Consider the following 16,992-nt stretch of genomic DNA (forward strand, 5'->3'; position numbering starts at 1 on the left):
GAATCCCTGAGCGTCGTCGCTGCCCGCCTCGCCGGCAACGGCCGAACATCGACCAGAACGGCTGCGCCGCAACGTTCCGGCCGCCCGCATCCGTCATCAGGAGCAGGAGCCCGGGAGGTGCAGTGACGTACGAGGAGTTCGCCGACTCACGGCTGGCCGCGCTGCTGCGGTACGCGGTCATGCTGACCGGCGACCCGCACCAGGCGCAGGACCTGGTGCAGGACACCATGGTCCGGGTCCAGCTCAACTGGCGCCGGGTGGCCCGTGCCGACTCGCCCGAGCGTTACGTCCGCCGGATGCTGACCAACCAGTACGTCGACTGGCGGCGGGGCTCCTGGATGCGCCGGGTGCTGCTGCGCGCCGAGCCCGACGACGCGGTGCCGGCGCCGGCCGACCACGCCCAGCACGCCGTGGAGCGGGACCAGATCTGGTCCTGGCTGTCCCGGTTGCCGCGCCGGCAGCGGGCCACGCTGGTGCTGCGCTACTACGAGGACCTGCCCGACGCGGAGATCGCCGACATCCTCGGCTGCGCCGTCGGGACCGTCCGCTCGTCCATCTCCCGCGCCCTGGCCACGCTGCGCGCCGAATACGTGGAGGCCCGATCGTGATCGAGGACGACCTGCGTGCCGCCTTCGCCCGGCACGAGACCCTGACGCCGCCCGCCGGCCCGCTGCGGTCCGCCATCGACCGGCTCGCGGCTGCCCGTCGCCGTCGCCGGCTGCGGCTCCAGGCCGGCGGTGTCGCGTTGGCCCTGCTCGGCGTGCTGGGGATCGGGATACCGCAGTTCACGCCCGACCGGGTCGCCGACGACGCCACCCTGCTCGCCGAGCCTGCCGGGTCGGCACCGACGGGCGCGTTGAACATCCTGCTGCTCGGCGTGGACGGTGCGCCGGAGCGGCCCTTCCGGCTGGCGGACTCCGTACTGCTGGTGCACATTCCGGCGGACCGCAGCCGGCCGTACCTCGTCTCGCTGCCCCGTGACCTGGCGGTGCCGATTCCCGGCCACGGGACCGACAAGCTCAACGCCGCCTTCCTGTACGGCGCCGGCGAGCCCCGGCCCGACCTGGGGCGCGGCTACGAGCTGACCCGCCGGGTGGTCGCCGACCTGACCGGCGTACGCGTCGACGCCGGCGCGGTGCTCACCTACCCGGTGTTGCGCCGGCTCACCGACGAGGTCCGCGGGGTGGAGGTCTGCCTGCCGCGTGAGGTGCGCTCCGTCCACACGGAGCGGGTCTTCCCGACCGGCTGCCAACGGCTCGACGGCGCCGCCTCGGTCGACCTGTTGCGGCAGCGGCGGGGACTGCCCGAGGGCGGGCTCGACCGGGACCGGCACGCGCAGCTCTTCGCCGCCGGGCTGATCCGCCGGGCCGGTGAACAGGAGGTGCTGACCAACCCCGTCAGGCTCCTCGCGCTGGTCGACATCGTCGGCGCGGACCTGGTGGCGGGCGGCGACGGCACGCCTCTCGTGGACCTGCTGAGGGTGCTTCCGGATCTGAGGTCCGTCGACCCGGTCGGGCTCAGTCTCCCGGTCGGGCCGCCGGACAGCCTCGGCTGGCGGCTGTCACCGGACCCGGAGGAAGCCCCGGAGTTCCTCGCGGCGCTGCGCGAGGACCGGCTGGCGCAGTGGGCGGCGCGGCATCCGGAACGGGTCAACCGCACCCGCTGACGCGCGGGCCGGACGCCACCGGGGTCGTCCGGCGGCGTCCGGCCCGCGTACGGCTCAGCGGTAGTCGTCCTCGTCGGCGGCGACCACCCGCGCCTGCTCCATCGCGTCCCAGTCGTCGACCTCCAGGCCACGGTGCGGCTCGGTGTCGGCGTCGCCGGGGTCGATCGCGGCGGCCTGCTCGATCGCGTCGGCCGGCTCCGCCTCCATGTCGCGTTCCTCGGGGCTGAGGTGGTCGCTGGGTGCGAAGTCCTCTTCGGGCTGACCCATATCAGTCCCTCCCGGGATCTCAGCGGACAGTTCCCCACACACCGTACGGGTTGCGTCCGCCCGCCGCTCGGAAGCCGAGTCGACCGAATCGACCCACCGGCCGCCGCCCCCGGTGCCAGGATGGGACGGTGGGCTTCCTGATCCGGTCGGCGACCACCGCCGTCGCGCGGCCGCGTCCCGGGGTGCCGTCGTGCTGGCCGTGGCGAGCTGGCTGATCGGCGTCTTCCGTGCCCGACAGGTGGGAGGGGCGGTGGGGCGGTGGCCAGGGACCGGGCGCGTACCGGGTCGGTTGTGCCGGCACCGGTCTTCTACGGGATACTGCCGACGGTGGACAGCGCGGTCCGGCGCACCCAGGAACAACAGCGGCCGGTGACGGCCGACAGCGGTAAGTAAGGAGCGTTCGACATGCCCATCGCTTCCCCCGAGACCTACGCGGAGATGCTGGACCGCGCCAAGGCCGGCCGGTACGCGTACCCCGCAATCAACGTGACGTCCTCGCAGACCCTCAACGCGGCGCTCAAGGGCTTCGCCGACGCGGAGAGCGACGGCATCATCCAGGTCTCGACCGGTGGCGCGGAATACCTCTCCGGCCCCTCCGTCAAGGACATGGTCACCGGCGCGGTGGCGTTCGCCGCGTACGCGCACGAGGTGGCCAAGAAGTACCCGGTCAACATCGCCCTGCACACCGACCACTGCCCGCAGGAGAAGCTGGACAAGTTCGTCCGGCCCCTCATGGCGATCTCCAAGGAGCGGGTGGCCGCCGGCCAGGAGCCGCTGTTCCAGTCGCACATGTGGGACGGCTCGGCCGTGCCCGTGGCGGAGAACCTGCAGATCGCCGCCGAGCTGCTCGACCGGGCCGCCGAGGCCAAGATCGTCCTCGAGATCGAGGTCGGCGTGGTCGGCGGCGAGGAGGACGGCGTCGAGAACGCCATCAACGACAAGCTCTACACCACCGTCGAGGACGGCCTGGCCATGGTCGAGGCGCTCGGCCTGGGCGAGAAGGGCCGCTACATGGCGGCGCTGACCTTCGGCAACGTGCACGGCGTCTACAAGCCGGGCAACGTCAAGCTCCGCCCCGAGATCCTCAACCAGATCCAGGAGGCGGTCGGCGCCAAGTACGGCAAGGAGAAGCCGCTCAGCCTGGTCTTCCACGGCGGCTCCGGCTCGCTGCTGTCGGAGATCCGCGAGGCGCTGGACTACGGCGTGGTGAAGATGAACATCGACACCGACACCCAGTACACCTTCACCCGGCCCGTCGCGGACCACATGCTCCGCAACTACGACGGCGTGCTCAAGGTGGACGGCGAGGTCGGCAACAAGAAGCAGTACGACCCCCGCGTCTGGGGCAAGGCCGCCGAGGCCGGCATGGCCGCCCGCGTGGCGGAGGCCTGCGAGCACCTGCGCTCGACCGGCACCACGCTGGCCAAGTGACGCGCTGAGCGGCCTCCACGCAGCACAGTGACGCGCTGACGCGTACCGCCGACGGCCGGCTCCCCACCCGGGGGCCGGCCGTCGTTGTCGTTGGGAGGGGCACCTTGCACATCGGAATGCGACAGGAAGGTGCCTCTCTCTCAACCGGCGGTGAGCACCCGGACCGCCTCGTGGACGTCGTCGGTGAGGTGCACGGAGGACGACAGGTCGCCGAACGGCGAGGCGCCCAGCAGCGGCCGCAGCAGCGACTCCACCGGAAGCTCGTCCGTCCAGTACGCACGGTCCAGGAAGACGTACGCGCCGCTGGCCCCGTCGGTGCCGTAGTAGGTCTTCGTGGCGGCCTGGAACACCTCCTGCACCGTGCCCGCCCGGCCGGGGGCGAAGACGATCCCGCCCCGGGCCAGCCGCAGGATGGTGTCCTCGCGGATGGCGTTGGAGAAGTACTTGGCGATCCGGCCGGCGAACAGGTTCGCCGGCTCGTGCCCGTACAGCCAGGTGGGGATGGCCAGCCCGCCCGCGCGGGCCCAGTCCACGTCGCCGGCGGCCAGCGCTGCCGAGTCGGCGCGGGACACGCTGCCGGAGTCGGCGTCCCGGGGCCGGGGCGGCACCACCGGCTGGCCGTAGCGCTCCCGGACCAGCAGCGCCGCCGCCGTGTAGCGGTCGTGGTCGGTGAAGTCCGGCGCCCCGGCCAGCAGGTCGATCGCGGCGTCCAGGTCCTCGACCGGCCGCAGCGCGAGGTGGGCGCCGAGGTTGGCGGCCTCCATCACCCCGGGGCCGCCGCCGGTCACCACCAGCCGGTCGGCCCGCGCCAGCTCCCAGCCCAGCACCGCCGCCATCCGGTACGGCGCGCTGCCACGCGCCACCGCGTGCCCGCCCATGATGCCGACCACCGACTGCGGCCCGTGGGTGGCCAGCCAGGCGCGGGTGGCGTCGGCCAGCGCGTTGTCCACGCCGTGGTCGTGCAGCCGCTGACCGAGCGCCTCCCGGACGTCCGGCAGCGCCCCGCCGTGCGCCCGGAAGTGCTCGTAGACGCGGGTGTCGTACATCCCGGCGAACCCGCCCTCGGCGAACCCGGCGGCCAGCTCCTCCGGGGTGTAGAGGTGGGACGGCTGGGTCGGGTAGGGCAGCCCGGAGAACGGCGGCACCACGTTCGCGCCGCGCCGGACCAGGTCGGCGCCGACCTCCCGGGAGGCGAAGCGGCACCCCACGAAGAGGGCGCCGGTCACCTCGACGGCGGTGAGGTCGGGGACGGGATCGAGGTCGAGCCGTAGCCCCTGCACGGTCAGCCCGACGAGGCTGCCGGTGGTCAGCCGCCGGTCGAACTCGGCGCGGGTCTCGATCTCGTCGGTGCAGGTGTGCGGCTCGATGACGTCCGCGGGAGGTGGGGTCGGCACCCTGGCCATCCTGCCCCGCCGGGTCAACCGGCCAAACCTGGGAGCCCTCCGCGCTCCGGCGACCTGCCGCCGGAGGTCGCCCGACCAGCGCGGCACCGCACCCGCGCTGGACCGACGGGAGCCCGGCGGCCGTGACCACCGGGCTTCCGCGGTACCGGGTCCTGGGGAGGCTCCCGACCAATAGTTGTAGTCGAAAGCATCTGCCCGGGGCATGGGCCGCAGGCGTGACCAACTCCTCAGCCGTTCAGCCAGTCGGCTCGCCCAACCCCCTCGCGCGCCCCGGGGCGAAGCGGGTTGAATGGGGCGATGCAGAACCTGTTGCCGGAACCACCGGCCACTCTCCTCCCCGCGCACGACGAGGCCGACGCCGCCCTGGCCGCCGCCGAGCAGGCCGGCAGCGACGAGGCGTACGCCCAAGTGGCGGCGCGCTTCCCGACCTACAGCGCCGGCTGGGGTGCGCTGGCCGCGCGGGCTTTCGCCGCCGGCCAGGTCATCCCGGCGTACGCCTACGCGCGCACCGGCTACCACCGGGGCCTGGACCAGCTGCGCCGCAGCGGCTGGAAGGGATTCGGTCCGGTGCCGTGGTCGCACGAGCCGAACCAGGGCTTCCTGCGCTGCCTCTACGTGCTGTCCCGGGCCGCCGACGAGATCGGCGAGGCGGACGAGGCGGCCCGCTGCGCCCAGTTCCTCCGCGACTGCGACCCGGCCGCCGCGGACGCGCTCGCGAGCAACTGACGCCCGAGCCGACGGCCGGCGCGGCGTCAGTCCCGCCGGCCGTCGGCTCGTCCGAACCCACCATCCCGCCGCACCCGGCGAGGGCCTACAGCCCTTCCGCGACGGCGGCGGCGATCTTCAGCCAGGCGTCCCGGGCGGCCGCGGAGAGTCCCCCGTACCGGATCGGCTCGCCGGTGTCGATGAGCCGCTCGTACGGCGCGAGCAGCACCGCCCGGGTGCGCGCCGCGAAGTGCTCCTGGATCGCCGGCAGGTCGATCTCCTTGCGCGACGGCGGCATGGAGACCACGGTGACCGCCTGCCGTACCAGCCGCTGCCGGCCGCTCTGCTCCAGGTGGTCCAGCATCCGGGCGGCCGTCTCCGCCGAGTCGTTGCGGGCCGACATGGTGACCACCAACTGGTCGGTGGCGTCCATGGCGGCCTGCCAGTTCTGGGCCCGGACGTTGTTGCCCGTGTCCACGAAGATCAACTTGTAGAACCGGCTGACCACCTCGCGGATCTCGGCGAAGGCGGCGGCGGTGAGCATCTCGCCACCCGTGGCCGACTCGTCCGAGGCGAGGACGTCGAACATCCCCTCGCCCTGCGAGCGGACGTACTGCGACAGGTCGCCCACCCGCCCGTGCGCGCCCTGGAACTGGCCCAGGTCCCGCAGCATGTCCCGCACCGTACGGGAGTGGAAGTCCTGCTGGGCGCGCATTCCGAGGGTGCCCTGGGTCTCGTTGTTGTCCCAGGCCAGCACGTAGCCGCCGCGCTTCTGGCCGAACGTCATCGCCAGCAGCAGGATGGCCACCGTCTTGCCGGCTCCGCCCTTCGGGTTCACCACGGTCACCTGGCGCAGCCCGCCGAAGTTGCGGCGTACCGTCTCGATGTCCCGCCGCATCTCCTGCTCGTGCCGCCCGGGCGGCAGTCGCAGCCCCATCCGGTTGGCCACCGCCCGTACGCCCATCGTGGCCACCGGGTCGGCGGGCCGGACCTGCCGGCGGCGCGCGAAGTCCTCGGCGGTCGGCGGGTCGGTGATCGCCGGGCGCCAGTTCGGGTCGGGCTGTGCCGGCGGCACCGCGACGACCCCCTCCGCCGGCTGGTACGCCTGCTTCGGAGCCGGGGCGTGGCCCACCGGGGCAGCCTGCTGCCAGGGCGGCGGGTACCAGCCGGACGGGTACCAGCCGGGCGGGTACGGCCCGGGCGGGGTCCCGCCCTGTTGCGCCGGGTAGGGGCCGCCCTGCTGCGGCGGGTAGGGCCCGGGCGGCTGTGCCGCCGCCGGGTCGTCCCCGAAGTTCTGCTGTGGCGTCGAGTCGGCCCCGAAGTTCTGCTGCGCCGCCGCGTGGTCCGGTCCGAGGCCCTGCTGTGCTGCCGTCGGGTCGGCTTCGAAGTTCTGCTGTGTCGCTGCCGCGTCGGCTCCGAAGCTCTGCTGTGGCGTCGCCAGGTCGCGTCCAGGGTTCGGCGCAGGGCTCGGCGTGGGGCCGACCGGCACGCCCTGCCCCGCCGAATCGCGCGGGAACGGCACCTGGGGCGCACCCGCCTGGGGCGGGGCCTGCCGGAGTGGGCCCTGATCGGCCGGACCCGGCGGGGGGAGGGCCTGGTCGGCCGGGCGTGGCTGGGCCGGTTGCTGATGGTGAAGGGTCGGTCGGAGCGCGGCGCCCTGGTGCGTGGGCGCGGGATCGGTCGCGCCGGGTCCCGGTCCGGGCTCGACGGCCGCCGTGGCCGGCCGCTGCGGCGGCTGCGCCCACGGCGACTCGGCCGGCATCCGCACCCCGCCGCCGTTGGCCTGTCCGCCGCCCGTCGCCGAGCCGCCGGCACCCCCGTTCGCGGGACTGCCGGCACCGTCATTCCCGACGCTGCCGGCACCCCCGTTCGTCGGACCGTCGGCACCTCCGTGCATCGGGCCGTCGGCACCCCCGTTCGTCGGGCCGTCGGCACTGCCGTTCGTCGGGCCGCCGGAACCGTCATCCGCCGGGCCGCCGGCACGGCCCTTCGCCGGGCCGCCGACACCGTCATCCGTCGGGACGCTGGTAGTCCCGTTCGCCGGGCGGCCGTTGGCCGGGCCGCCGGTCCCGTTCCCGCCCGTCGGCGTGCCGGCCGTCGGGGCGTCGCCGGTCCGGCGGAGGCCGTCAGCCCCGGCGGATCCGCCGTGGACGGGCGCCGTGTCGTGGGGCGACGGCCGACCACCCGGGAAGGCGTCGGCCGTGGCGGCCGGCGAGGCACCGTCCGGCCGCTTGGCGAACCCGTGGGCCGGCTCGCCCGGACCCGTGTCGGTCCGGGCGGTGCCCACGGGCTGCGGGGACGCCACCGGAACGGGTACGGCCGGCTGGTCGAGGCTGAATGGCATGTCGAGGTCGACCGGGGCGGGCCCGGTCTGCGGAGCCCGAGGAGCCGGTACGCCGCCTCCGGCGGCCACCGAAGGACCTCTGCCCACCCCGACCGCCGTGCGGTCGCCGGCAGGGCCGGGGACATGCGGGCCGACCGCGCCGAGGCTCGGGCCTGGGCTCGGGCTCGGGCCTGAGGTCGGGCTCGGGCTCGGGGTCGGGCCTGAGGTCGGGGTCGAGCCCGGCGGGACCGTCGGGCCCGTGGGGGCGTTCGGGATGGCCGGTGTGGCCTGCGCGGTGGGCGTCGGCGGTGCCCAGGCCGAGGCGTCAGCCCCCCATCCCGGCGCCGTGGCCGGTGGGGGACCAGAGGCCTCTACCGGTGGACGGGCCGGGGCCCCGGTCGCTGGGTGGCCCGAGGCGGCGGCGGACGGACGCTCCGGGATCGCGGCCGGTGGAGGTTCAAGGACCGCAGCCGGCGGAGGCCCTGGGACCGCGGCCGGTGGAGGTCCCGGGACCGCAGCGGGTGAGGGTCCCGGGACTGCGGCCGGGGGGTGGCCCGGGAGTGCGGGTGGTGGCGACGCCCAGCCGGTGTTCGCGCCCTGCGGGGCGGTCGCCCCCGCGCCGGGGAGCGGCACCCCGCCGTGCAGGGACGGGTAGTCGGCCGGCGAGGGCGGGTGACCCGGCCGGCCCTGGGGCGGGACGGAGGACGGGGGCGCGGCGGTCGACGCCCAGGGCGGCGTGTCGGTGCCATCGATCTGCTCCGGCGGCCAGAGTGGTTCGATGTCCCGCTCCGGCATCGGCTGCTGGCCGGGCCCGTGGACCCGGTCGACGTTCTCGTCCACCACGGTTCCTCCCCATTCCTCCTGCCGAGGATAGGCCCAGTGACCGCGCCGGGTCGGCCGTCGTGGGCCGGCCGCGTCCGTCGCGTCGGGGACGCCGAGGTCAGCCCGCCCAGACCGCCCAGGCACCCGGCTCGGTCCACCAGGACCGCTTCCGGCTCAGCTCGCCCTCGGCACCGTCGTCGAGGAACGGGATCTTCCCCTCGCGGGGCAGCACGGCCACGGCCCGCCCCCGGGCGCGTCGTACCTCCAGCCGGACCCGCTTCCTGCCCAGCGCCGAGCGGGTCACCACGGGAACGGCGACCGCCACCTCGACCAGCCCGTCCGTCGGGTCCGGGTCGCCGAGCAGGGCCACGTCGTCGAGCCGGGCGTACCCGCCCGCGTTGCCGATCGCGCAGGCCAGCAGCGGATCGTCGCCGTTCGAGAGCACGGCGTCGTCCACCTCCACCCGCCCGCGCCAGTGCAGCGGCCGGCCGCTGTCGTCGGCGGCACCGAGGAGCGCGCCGTCCAGGGTCACCGAGCCGCCGTCGTTGCGCAGCAGGTCGAGCCGGCGGGGCGTGCCGTCCAGCACCGCAGCGGCCACCGCCGCCGGGTCGCGGGGCAGCCCGAGCTGCGCCGCCAGGTCACGGTGCGTCGTGCTCCGTGCCGGATCGAGCGGGAGTACGCCGATCGGCGGCAGGTCCGGCACCGTCCGGTTGCCGGGCAGGTCGTCGGGGCGGCGGCTGGGCGGTGGGGCGTACCGCCGGACGAGCCGACGCACGACGGCGCGCAACTGGGCGTCGCTGGCCGAGGCGACCACGAGCCGGGCCTTGGAGTCCGGGTCGGGCCAGGTGAGGCCGTCCGGGCGGGGCGGGCCGTCGAACCGGGCCAGCACCTCGTCGATCTCGGCGTCGGAGCGGGCGGTGACCGTCTCGACCCGGGCGCCCCGGGCGGTGAGCGCTTCCGCGCAGGCCAGCACCGGCACCCGCGGGGTGTCGCAGCGCCCGTCGGCCGTAGCGCCACCGGCCGCGCAGGCGTCGGCCGTCATGCCGCCGGACGCGCCGGCGGCGGCCGGGCCGGCCCCCTCCTGAGGCGCCGCGCCGCAGCGTCCGCCGCTGCCGCAGGCCCCGCCGGACGCGTCGCGGTCCGAGCCGAGGGTGAGCAGCACCACGTCGTACACGGAAAGGCCTCCTGCCTCCCGACGCGACCCCTGCCGGCCGCGCCGCCACTACTTGTTAGCCTGACACCCCGGGCTCGCTGACCGGTCGCCACCTGGCACCCGAGCCTTCTGGAGGCGAAGAGATGCCAGCGATCGTGCTCCTCGGTGCCCAGTGGGGCGACGAGGGCAAGGGCAAGGTTACCGACCTGCTGGGTGGGCGGGTCGACTACGTCGTGCGCTACTCCGGCGGCAACAACGCCGGTCACACGGTGATCACGCCGGACGGCCAGAAGTACGCGCTGCACCTGATGCCGTCGGGCGCGCTCTCCCCGAGCGCGATGATCGTCATCGGCAACGGCGTCGTGGTCGACCCGAAGGTGCTGCTGGCCGAGATCGACGGGCTCGCCGAGCGCGGTGTCGACGTCAGCCGCCTGCGGATCTCCGGCGACGCGCACCTGATCATGCCGCACCACCGGGCCCTCGACCGGGTCGTCGAGCGCTACCTCGGCAGCTCCCGCATCGGCACCACCGGCCGGGGCATCGGCCCCGCGTACGGGGACAAGGTCGCCCGGATGGGCATCCGGCTGCAGGACCTGCTCGACCCGGGCATCCTGCGCAAGAAGCTGGAACTGGCGCTGCGCGAGAAGAACCAGCTCCTGTTCAAGATCTACAACCGCAAGGCGATCGACGTCGAGGAGACCGTCGAGGAATACCTGCGGTACGCGGAGCGGCTCAAGCCGTACATCGCCGAGACCCGGGTCATGCTCTGGGACGCGCTGGACCGCGGCGAGACGGTCCTGCTGGAGGGCGCCCAGGCCACCATGCTCGACATGGACCACGGCACGTACCCCTTCGTGACCTCGTCGAACCCGACGGCCGGCGGGGCCTGCGTGGGCGCCGGCATCCCGCCGACCGCGATCAGCAAGGTGATCGCGGTCAGCAAGGCGTACACGACGCGCGTCGGCTCCGGGCCGTTCCCGACGGAGCTGTTCGACGACAACGGGCAGCACCTGCGCAAGATCGGCCACGAGTACGGCACCACCACCGGCCGGGAGCGCCGCTGCGGCTGGTTCGACGCCGTCGTCGCCCGGTACGCCTGCCGCCTCAACGGCGTCACCGACCTGGTGGTCACCAAGCTGGACGTGCTCACCGGCCTGCCGAAGGTGCCGATCTGCGTCGGGTACGAGATCAACGGCGAGCGCTTCGACGACATGCCGATGACCCAGACCGACTTCCACCACGCGACTCCGATCTACGAGGAGCTCGACGGCTGGTGGGAGGACATCACCAAGGCGAGGACCGAGGACGAGCTCCCGGAGAACGCCCGCCGCTACGTCGCCCGCATCGAGGAACTCTGCGGCACCAGGGTGAGCGTCGTGGGCGTGGGCCCGGGCCGAGAAGAAAACGTCCTCCGCCACCCCCTCCTCCCCTAACCCACCCCACCCCACCCGGGCCCCCCACCTCGCCCCCACCCCGTTGATCATGAAGTTGTTGTCTTCGGCACCGGCGTGTCGCACCAATAACTTCATGATCAACGGGGCTGTAGGCGGGGGGTTGTCCACAGGGAGGGGGTGGGTTATCCACAGGGGGTTTCGTCGGTCTTCGGCGGGCGGGACAGTCGTTCGGTGTGGAGACGAGTCCGCTGGCGGTCGTACGGTTGATGGCTGGTGCGCGCGACGGCATCGTGACGTTGGCGCAGGCACGTGCGGCTGGGCTTACGGTGCACGACGTACACCGACTCTGTCGATCCGGTCGCTGGCGTGCGGTGATCCGGGGTGGCTACCTCGTCGATGCCGACCGCTATGACGGCATCCCGCGACGGGCGCGGATCAGGGCGGCTGTCGCATCCTTCGGTACGCGTGCCGCCGCGGTCCTGACAACGGCCGCCGAACTGCACGGCATCGCGGGCCCCCGGGCGACTGAGGTGATCCACCTGTCGATGCCTGGTCCGGTCGCGAAGCCCGCCCGGCTGGCCAATCCCGACGTGGTGGTGCACCAGTTGACGGTCGCGCCGGGGCAACTGGTCCGGGTCGACGGCATCGCCGCCACCTCACCGTTGCGGACCGTCGCCGACCTGGTCCTCCGGGAAGACCGCTACGCCGCGGTCGGCGTGCTGGACTCCGCGCTGAACCGTGGGCTCGTCACCGACGATGATCTGCTTGCCGTACCGCGTCTGATCAGACGCCGGCGCGGCGCGGTGGCGGCGCGCTCCCACCTGGCGGAGGCGGACGGTCGGGCGCAGTCCCCGCTGGAGACCCGGACGAGGTTGCGTTGCGTCGACGGCCGGGTGCCACCGGACGCCCTCCAGCTCGAGGTGCGCGACGACGACGGGTACCTGCTCGGGATCGGGGATCTCGGGTGGCGGGGCCCGAGGGTGATCGCCGAAGCCGACGGGCGGGGCCCGCACGGCACCCCCGAGGCCGTCCACGCCGACCGCCGCCGGCAGAACCGTCTGGTCAACGCCGGCTGGACCGTGCTCCGCTTCACCTGGGCCGACACCCTGGACCCCGCCTACATCCCCCACACCGTCCGCCAGGCCATCGCCGCTGCCCGGCGCCGTTGATCATGAAGTTGTTGCCGTCCGCGTCGGCGTGTCGTGACAACAACTTCATGATCAACGGGGTGGGGGGTGGGGTCAGTAGGATGCCGGTGTGCGGGTTCTTCTTCTTGGTGGTGGGGGGCGGGAGCATGCGCTCGCGCTCGGGTTGGCTGCGGATCCGGCCGTCGAGCAGTTGGTTGCGGCGCCGGGCAACCCTGGCATCGCTTCGCTCGCCGAGCTGCGGGCGGTGGATCCGTGTGATCCGGCGGGCGTTGCGGCGTTGGCGGTGGAGATCGGGGCCGACCTGGTGGTGATCGGGCCGGAGGCGCCGCTGGTGGCCGGGGTCGCCGATGCCGTACGCGCCAAGGGGATCGCCGCCTTCGGGCCGTCCGGCGAGGCGGCCCGGCTGGAGGGCTCGAAGACGTTCGCCAAGGACGTGATGACCGCCGCTGGCGTACCGACCGCCCGCGCGTACACCTGCACGGACGCGGAGAGCACCGGCAGGGCGCTGGACGAGTTCGGCGCGCCGTACGTGGTGAAGAACGACGGGCTCGCCGCCGGCAAGGGTGTCGTGGTGACCGACGACCGCGCCGCCGCGCTGCGGCACGCCGAGGAGTGCGGCCGGGTCGTCGTCGAGGAATACCTGTCCGGCCCGGAGGTCTCCCTCTTCGTGGTCACCGACGGCGAGGCGGCGGTGCCGCTGCTGCCGGCGCAGGACTTCAAGCGGGTCGGCGACGGCGACACCGGCCCGAACACCGGCGGCATGGGGGCGTACGCGCCGCTGCCCTGGGCGCCGTCCGGCCTGGTCGACGAGGTCATGCGCGACGTCGTGCACCCGACCCTGGCGGAGATGGCCCGGCGGGGCACCCCGTTCGCGGGCCTGCTCTACGTCGGGCTGGCGATCACCGCCGACGGCCCCCGGGTGATCGAGTTCAACGCCCGCTTCGGCGACCCGGAGACGCAGGTGGTGCTGGCGCTGCTGGAGACGCCGCTGGCCGGGCTGCTGCACGCCGCCGCGACCGGCACGCTGGCCGCACACCCGCCGCTGCGCTGGCGCGACGGCGCCGCCGTCACGGTGGTGGTCGCCGCCGAGGGCTACCCGGCCGCCCCGCGCACCGGCGACGTGATCACCGGGGCCGAGTCGCCGGGGATCATCCACGCCGGCACCCGACGGGGCGCCGACGGGGCGCTGCTCTCCTCGGGCGGCCGGGTGCTCTGCGCCACCGCCACCGGCGCCGACCTGCCCGCCGCCCGGGACGCCGCGTACGCGCTGGTCGCCGGCGTGGAACTGGCCGGGGCGCACCACCGCACCGACATCGCCTCCGCCGCCGTCGAGGACCGGATCAGCATTCCGGGCTGACCGGGTAACCTCCACCCGCCTCGCCTCCGTTTGAGCGGTGAGGCGAGGAGGTGGCGGTATCGCCTGCCGACATCGAAGGGCTGCCGCGAGTACGTCGGGGCGCGGCTGGCGATGTGCCCCGGCTGACGCTCCATCCCTGACCGGGGCCGTAATCCCTGACCGGGGCCGTCATCCCCGCACGGGCGCGTCCTGGTGCGCGGCGGGCGTCCACAGTCCCTCGACCCGGACGCGCCCCTGTACGCGGGGCGTGTCCCGGCGCGTCGCGGAGGCGTACTGGCCGTTGAGCGGCACGAGTTCCTCCGCCCGGTCGCCCGGGCCGCCGGGCGGGGCGGGCGGGTAGCGGGGCGGCTCGTCCAGCGCCCGCAGCGCCGGCAGTGGCGCGGCGGCCAGCGTCGCCACCAGCAGCGCCCCGGCCAGCACCAGGAAGGCGGTACGCAGCCCGACCCATCCGACCAGCGGCCCGGCGAGCAGGTAGCCCGCCGGGCCGGCGGCGTACGCGAACGAGGTCATCACCCCGACCACGCGCCCGCGCAACCGTTCGGGCGTGCGGGTCTGCATGGCGTAGTTGGACAGCGGGTTGACCGGCCCGTACGCGAGCCCGATCGCGACGGCGAAGCCGATCATGGCGGGGAACGGCGGCAGGGTGGCCAGCCCCACGAGGGCCATCCCGATGACGACGAGGGAGATCACCATCAGGGTGTGGCGCCGGATCAGCCGGCCCGCCATGCCGGAGGCGAGCGCCCCGACGACTCCGCCGGCGCTCATCGCCATGAGCAGCGCCCCGAGCCGGGCCGGTTCTCCCCGGCCCACGAACCACGCCGGCAGCAGCACGCCCTCGACCGGCAGGTAGAGCGCGGCCAGCACCATCGTGAGCAGCGCGATGGTCCGCAGCAGCCGGTCCCGCCAGACGAACCGCAGCCCCTCGACGGTGCCACGCCACAGCCCGGAGGGGGGACGTTCGGGGCGGCCGGCCCCGGGCAGCCGGACGGCGGCGATCATCGCGACGGCCAGCGCGAACCCGGCGGCGGTGACCCAGAGGGTCGGGCCGGGGCCGATCGCGGCGATGAGGATGCCGCCGACGCCGGGCCCGATCAGGAAGGCGAGCCCCCAGACCGCCTCGTGCACCCCGTTGGCGCGTTCGATCCGCCAGCCGGCGGCCTGCGCGGCGGCCGGCAGCAGCGTTTCCCGGGCGGTCAGGCCGGCCGGGTCGAACACCGCGCCGAGCACGGCCAGCGCCACGATCCAGCCGAGGTTCAGCCCGAGCAGCGCGTCGACCACCGGGATCGCGGCGACCGAGACGGCGGAGAGCGTGTCGGAGACCAGCGCCGTACGCCGCCGGCCGAGCAGGTCCACGACGGTGCCGGAGACGAGGCCGGACAGCAGCAGCGGCAGGGCGGTGGCCGCCGCGACCACGCCGGCGGCGGTGGGGCTGCCGGTGCGTTCCAGCACCAGCCAGGGCAGGGCCACGTTCGCCACGCCGTTGCCGGTGTTGGAGAGCAGGGTCGCCGCTTCGACCAGCAGCAGCGGTGCCCTCCGTGGTGCCGGCTGGCGGTGACGGGGATGGTGGCGGTGACGGGCACGGCGGCGGGGTCCGGAGCCGATCATGGTGCCGTCAGCCTAGGGGCGGCCGGGCATCCGGGCAGTAACGGCCGGGGAACGGTCAGCCGTAGTAGCGGCGCAGTTCGCGGGCCAGCACCTTGCCCGTGGCGTTGCGGGGCAGGTACTTCACGAAGACCACGTCCCGAGGTACGGAGAACCGGGCCAGGTAGTGCCGGACGTATTCGCGGACCGCCTCCGGGTCGAGCGTCTCGCCGGGGTGCAGGGCGAGGAACGCGGCGAGGCGCTGGCCGTACTCCTGGTCCGGTACGCCGATCACGGCGGCCTCGCGTACCTGCGGCAGCCGGGCGATCAGGTCCTCCACCTCGGCCGGGAAGACGTTCTCCCCGCCGGAGACGATCATGTCGTCGGCCCGGCCGTCGACGAAGAGCAGCCCGTCGGCGTCGAGCCGCCCCAGGTCGCCGGTGTCGAGCAGGCCGTCGCGGTGCTCCCGGACGGCCCCGGAGGTGTAGCCCTCGAAGAGCATCTCGTTGCCGACGAAGATCCGGCCGACCTGCCCGGTCGGCACCGGCTCGCCGGCCGCGTCGAGGATCTCCAGTCGGGTGCCGTGCGGCGGGCGGCCGGCGGTGGTCGGAGCCGCGCGCAGGTCGGCAGGGCCGGCGATGGACGCCCAGGAGACCTCGGTGGAGCCGTAGAGGTTGTGCAGCACGTCGCCGTGGACGTCCATGAACCGCAGGGCGAGGCCGCCCGGCAGCGCGGAACCGCTGACCGCGACCACCTTCAGCGGGGGCCGGGGGTCCGGCGGCGGCACCTCCAGCAGCCGTTGCAGCATCACCGGCACGGCGAAGAGCGCGTCGCAGCGCTGCGCCACGAGGGCGGCCAGCGTGGCGGCCGGGTCGAACCGGCGGTGCAGCACGACCGTGGCCCGCAGGGCGAAGCAGACCTGGAGGGCCGCGTACCCCCAGGTGTGGAAGAGCGGCGCGGCGATCATGACGGTGTCCCGGGTGTGCAGCGGGATCCGGTCGATGATGGAGACCAGCGGGCCGAACCCGTTGGGGGTGGGGCGCCGGGCGCCCTTGGGGGCGCCGGTGGTGCCGGAGGTGAGCACGATGATCCGGCCGTCGCGCTCGGGGGGACGCAGCTCGCCGGGGACCGCGCCGGCGACGAGCGCCTCCCGGGCGCGCTCGTCGAGCCGCTGCACCTCGGCGGGGAGGTTCGCGACCCGGTCGGCGAACTCGGCGTCGTGCGCCAGCACCCGCAGCCGCTGCTCCTGCGCGACGGTGGCGAGCTGCCCGGCGGAGAGCCCGGTGTTGACCAGCACCGCGTCCGCGCCGAGCAGGGTGGCGGCCACGATCGTCTCGACCAGGCCGTGGTGGTTGCGGCAGAGCACGCCGACGCGGTCCCCGGGTCGCACCCCGAGCGCCGTCCGCATTCCCCGGGCCAGCCGCTCCGACCGGTCGAGCAGTTCGGCGTACGTCAGGCCGGTGCCCTGCTCGTCGACGACGGCCGCCCGGTCGGGGTCGCGGGCGGCGGCCTGGCGCAGCTCGCCGGCGATGTTCCAGCCCCACTTGCGCAGCGCTTGGAGCTGCGAGGCGACGCGGATCGGTCGGCCGGGGGCGAGCAGCCCGCGTCGGGTCAGGGTGGCGACGACGAACGGCAGGTCCATGACGCGGCCTCCTCGTGCGGTGCGCGTGGGGCCCCCGGGCCGGGGACCCCACGCGGGCGATCTGGAGATCGAGCGCGCAGCGGTACGGGCGCGGCGGACG

Annotated in this window: 13 protein-coding genes; 7 read left to right on the top strand and 6 right to left on the bottom strand. The window is 74.6% G+C overall.

Annotated elements, in window-relative coordinates; genetic code table 11:
• The first annotated feature begins 122 nt into the window (after positions 1–122).
• Together ACPXCB_RS17315 and ACPXCB_RS17320 are read left to right on the top strand one after the other, a co-directional pair.
• Complete coding sequence (locus ACPXCB_RS17315) at positions 123–608, top strand: SigE family RNA polymerase sigma factor (protein ID WP_357580383.1); 486 nt, start codon at positions 123–125, stop codon at positions 606–608.
• Positions 605–1,666, top strand: coding sequence for an LCP family protein (locus ACPXCB_RS17320; RefSeq protein WP_425876583.1), 1,062 nt, complete (start codon positions 605–607; stop codon positions 1,664–1,666). The genes ACPXCB_RS17315 and ACPXCB_RS17320 overlap by 4 nt, the downstream gene beginning before the upstream one ends.
• 54 nt (positions 1,667–1,720) lie before the next feature.
• On the opposite strand, the gene ACPXCB_RS17325 is transcribed toward ACPXCB_RS17320, so the two are convergent.
• Positions 1,721–1,933 (bottom strand): hypothetical protein, encoded by a 213-nt coding sequence (locus ACPXCB_RS17325; protein ID WP_311414846.1) that lies wholly within the window; start codon positions 1,931–1,933, stop codon positions 1,721–1,723.
• A 405-nt stretch (positions 1,934–2,338) separates the two neighbouring features.
• On the opposite strand from ACPXCB_RS17325, the gene fbaA reads away from it, so the two are divergent.
• Positions 2,339–3,364 carry a class II fructose-bisphosphate aldolase gene (gene fbaA, locus ACPXCB_RS17330; protein ID WP_425876585.1) on the top strand — a complete coding sequence of 342 codons (1,026 nt, stop codon included), beginning with the start codon at positions 2,339–2,341 and terminating at the stop codon, positions 3,362–3,364.
• A gap of 140 nt (positions 3,365–3,504) precedes the next feature.
• Here fbaA and ACPXCB_RS17335 read toward each other — a convergent pair whose 3' ends face one another.
• Positions 3,505–4,758, bottom strand: a complete 1,254-nt coding sequence (locus tag ACPXCB_RS17335) for an LOG family protein (protein WP_425876587.1) — start codon at positions 4,756–4,758, stop codon at positions 3,505–3,507.
• A 306-nt stretch (positions 4,759–5,064) separates the two neighbouring features.
• On the opposite strand from ACPXCB_RS17335, the gene ACPXCB_RS17340 reads away from it, so the two are divergent.
• The gene (locus ACPXCB_RS17340; protein WP_132235196.1) at positions 5,065–5,493 is read left to right on the top strand and encodes a DUF3151 domain-containing protein; all 429 of its coding nucleotides are present in this window, start codon (positions 5,065–5,067) and stop codon (positions 5,491–5,493) included.
• An 85-nt stretch (positions 5,494–5,578) separates the two neighbouring features.
• Here the strand turns inward: ACPXCB_RS17340 and ACPXCB_RS17345 are convergent, their stop codons facing one another.
• Positions 5,579–6,994: a MinD/ParA family ATP-binding protein gene (locus tag ACPXCB_RS17345; protein ID WP_425876589.1), complete on the bottom strand. Its 1,416-nt coding sequence runs from the start codon at positions 6,992–6,994 to the stop codon at positions 5,579–5,581.
• A 1,741-nt stretch (positions 6,995–8,735) separates the two neighbouring features.
• Complete coding sequence (locus ACPXCB_RS17350; protein ID WP_425876591.1) at positions 8,736–9,791, bottom strand: hypothetical protein; 1,056 nt, start codon at positions 9,789–9,791, stop codon at positions 8,736–8,738.
• Positions 9,792–9,913: 122 nt separating this feature from the next.
• On the opposite strand from ACPXCB_RS17350, the gene ACPXCB_RS17355 reads away from it, so the two are divergent.
• The 3 genes from ACPXCB_RS17355 to purD all read left to right on the top strand — a co-directional run bounded on the left by ACPXCB_RS17355 (position 9,914) and on the right by purD (position 13,669).
• Positions 9,914–11,203, top strand: coding sequence for an adenylosuccinate synthase (locus tag ACPXCB_RS17355; protein WP_327030141.1), 1,290 nt, complete (start codon positions 9,914–9,916; stop codon positions 11,201–11,203).
• Between the two features lie 506 nt (positions 11,204–11,709).
• A complete protein-coding gene (locus tag ACPXCB_RS17360) occupies positions 11,710–12,333 on the top strand; it encodes an endonuclease domain-containing protein (RefSeq protein WP_425876592.1) in 624 nt (207 codons plus the stop codon).
• 88 nt (positions 12,334–12,421) lie between these two features.
• Positions 12,422–13,669 carry a phosphoribosylamine--glycine ligase gene (purD, locus tag ACPXCB_RS17365; protein ID WP_425876594.1) on the top strand — a complete coding sequence of 416 codons (1,248 nt, stop codon included), beginning with the start codon at positions 12,422–12,424 and terminating at the stop codon, positions 13,667–13,669.
• 168 nt (positions 13,670–13,837) lie between these two features.
• Here the strand turns inward: purD and ACPXCB_RS17370 are convergent, their stop codons facing one another.
• Both ACPXCB_RS17370 and ACPXCB_RS17375 read right to left on the bottom strand, forming a co-directional pair.
• Positions 13,838–15,274, bottom strand: a complete 1,437-nt coding sequence (locus tag ACPXCB_RS17370; RefSeq protein WP_425876596.1) for an MFS transporter — start codon at positions 15,272–15,274, stop codon at positions 13,838–13,840.
• Between the two features lie 55 nt (positions 15,275–15,329).
• Entirely contained in the window at positions 15,330–16,892 is a 1,563-nt protein-coding gene (locus tag ACPXCB_RS17375; protein WP_425876598.1) for an AMP-binding protein, read from the bottom strand.
• Positions 16,893–16,992: the final 100 nt, after the last annotated feature.

Source organism: Micromonospora sp. DT62 (assembly GCF_049847285.1).
In the GTDB taxonomy this organism is placed as follows: Bacteria; Actinomycetota; Actinomycetes; order Mycobacteriales; family Micromonosporaceae; genus Micromonospora; species Micromonospora reichwaldensis.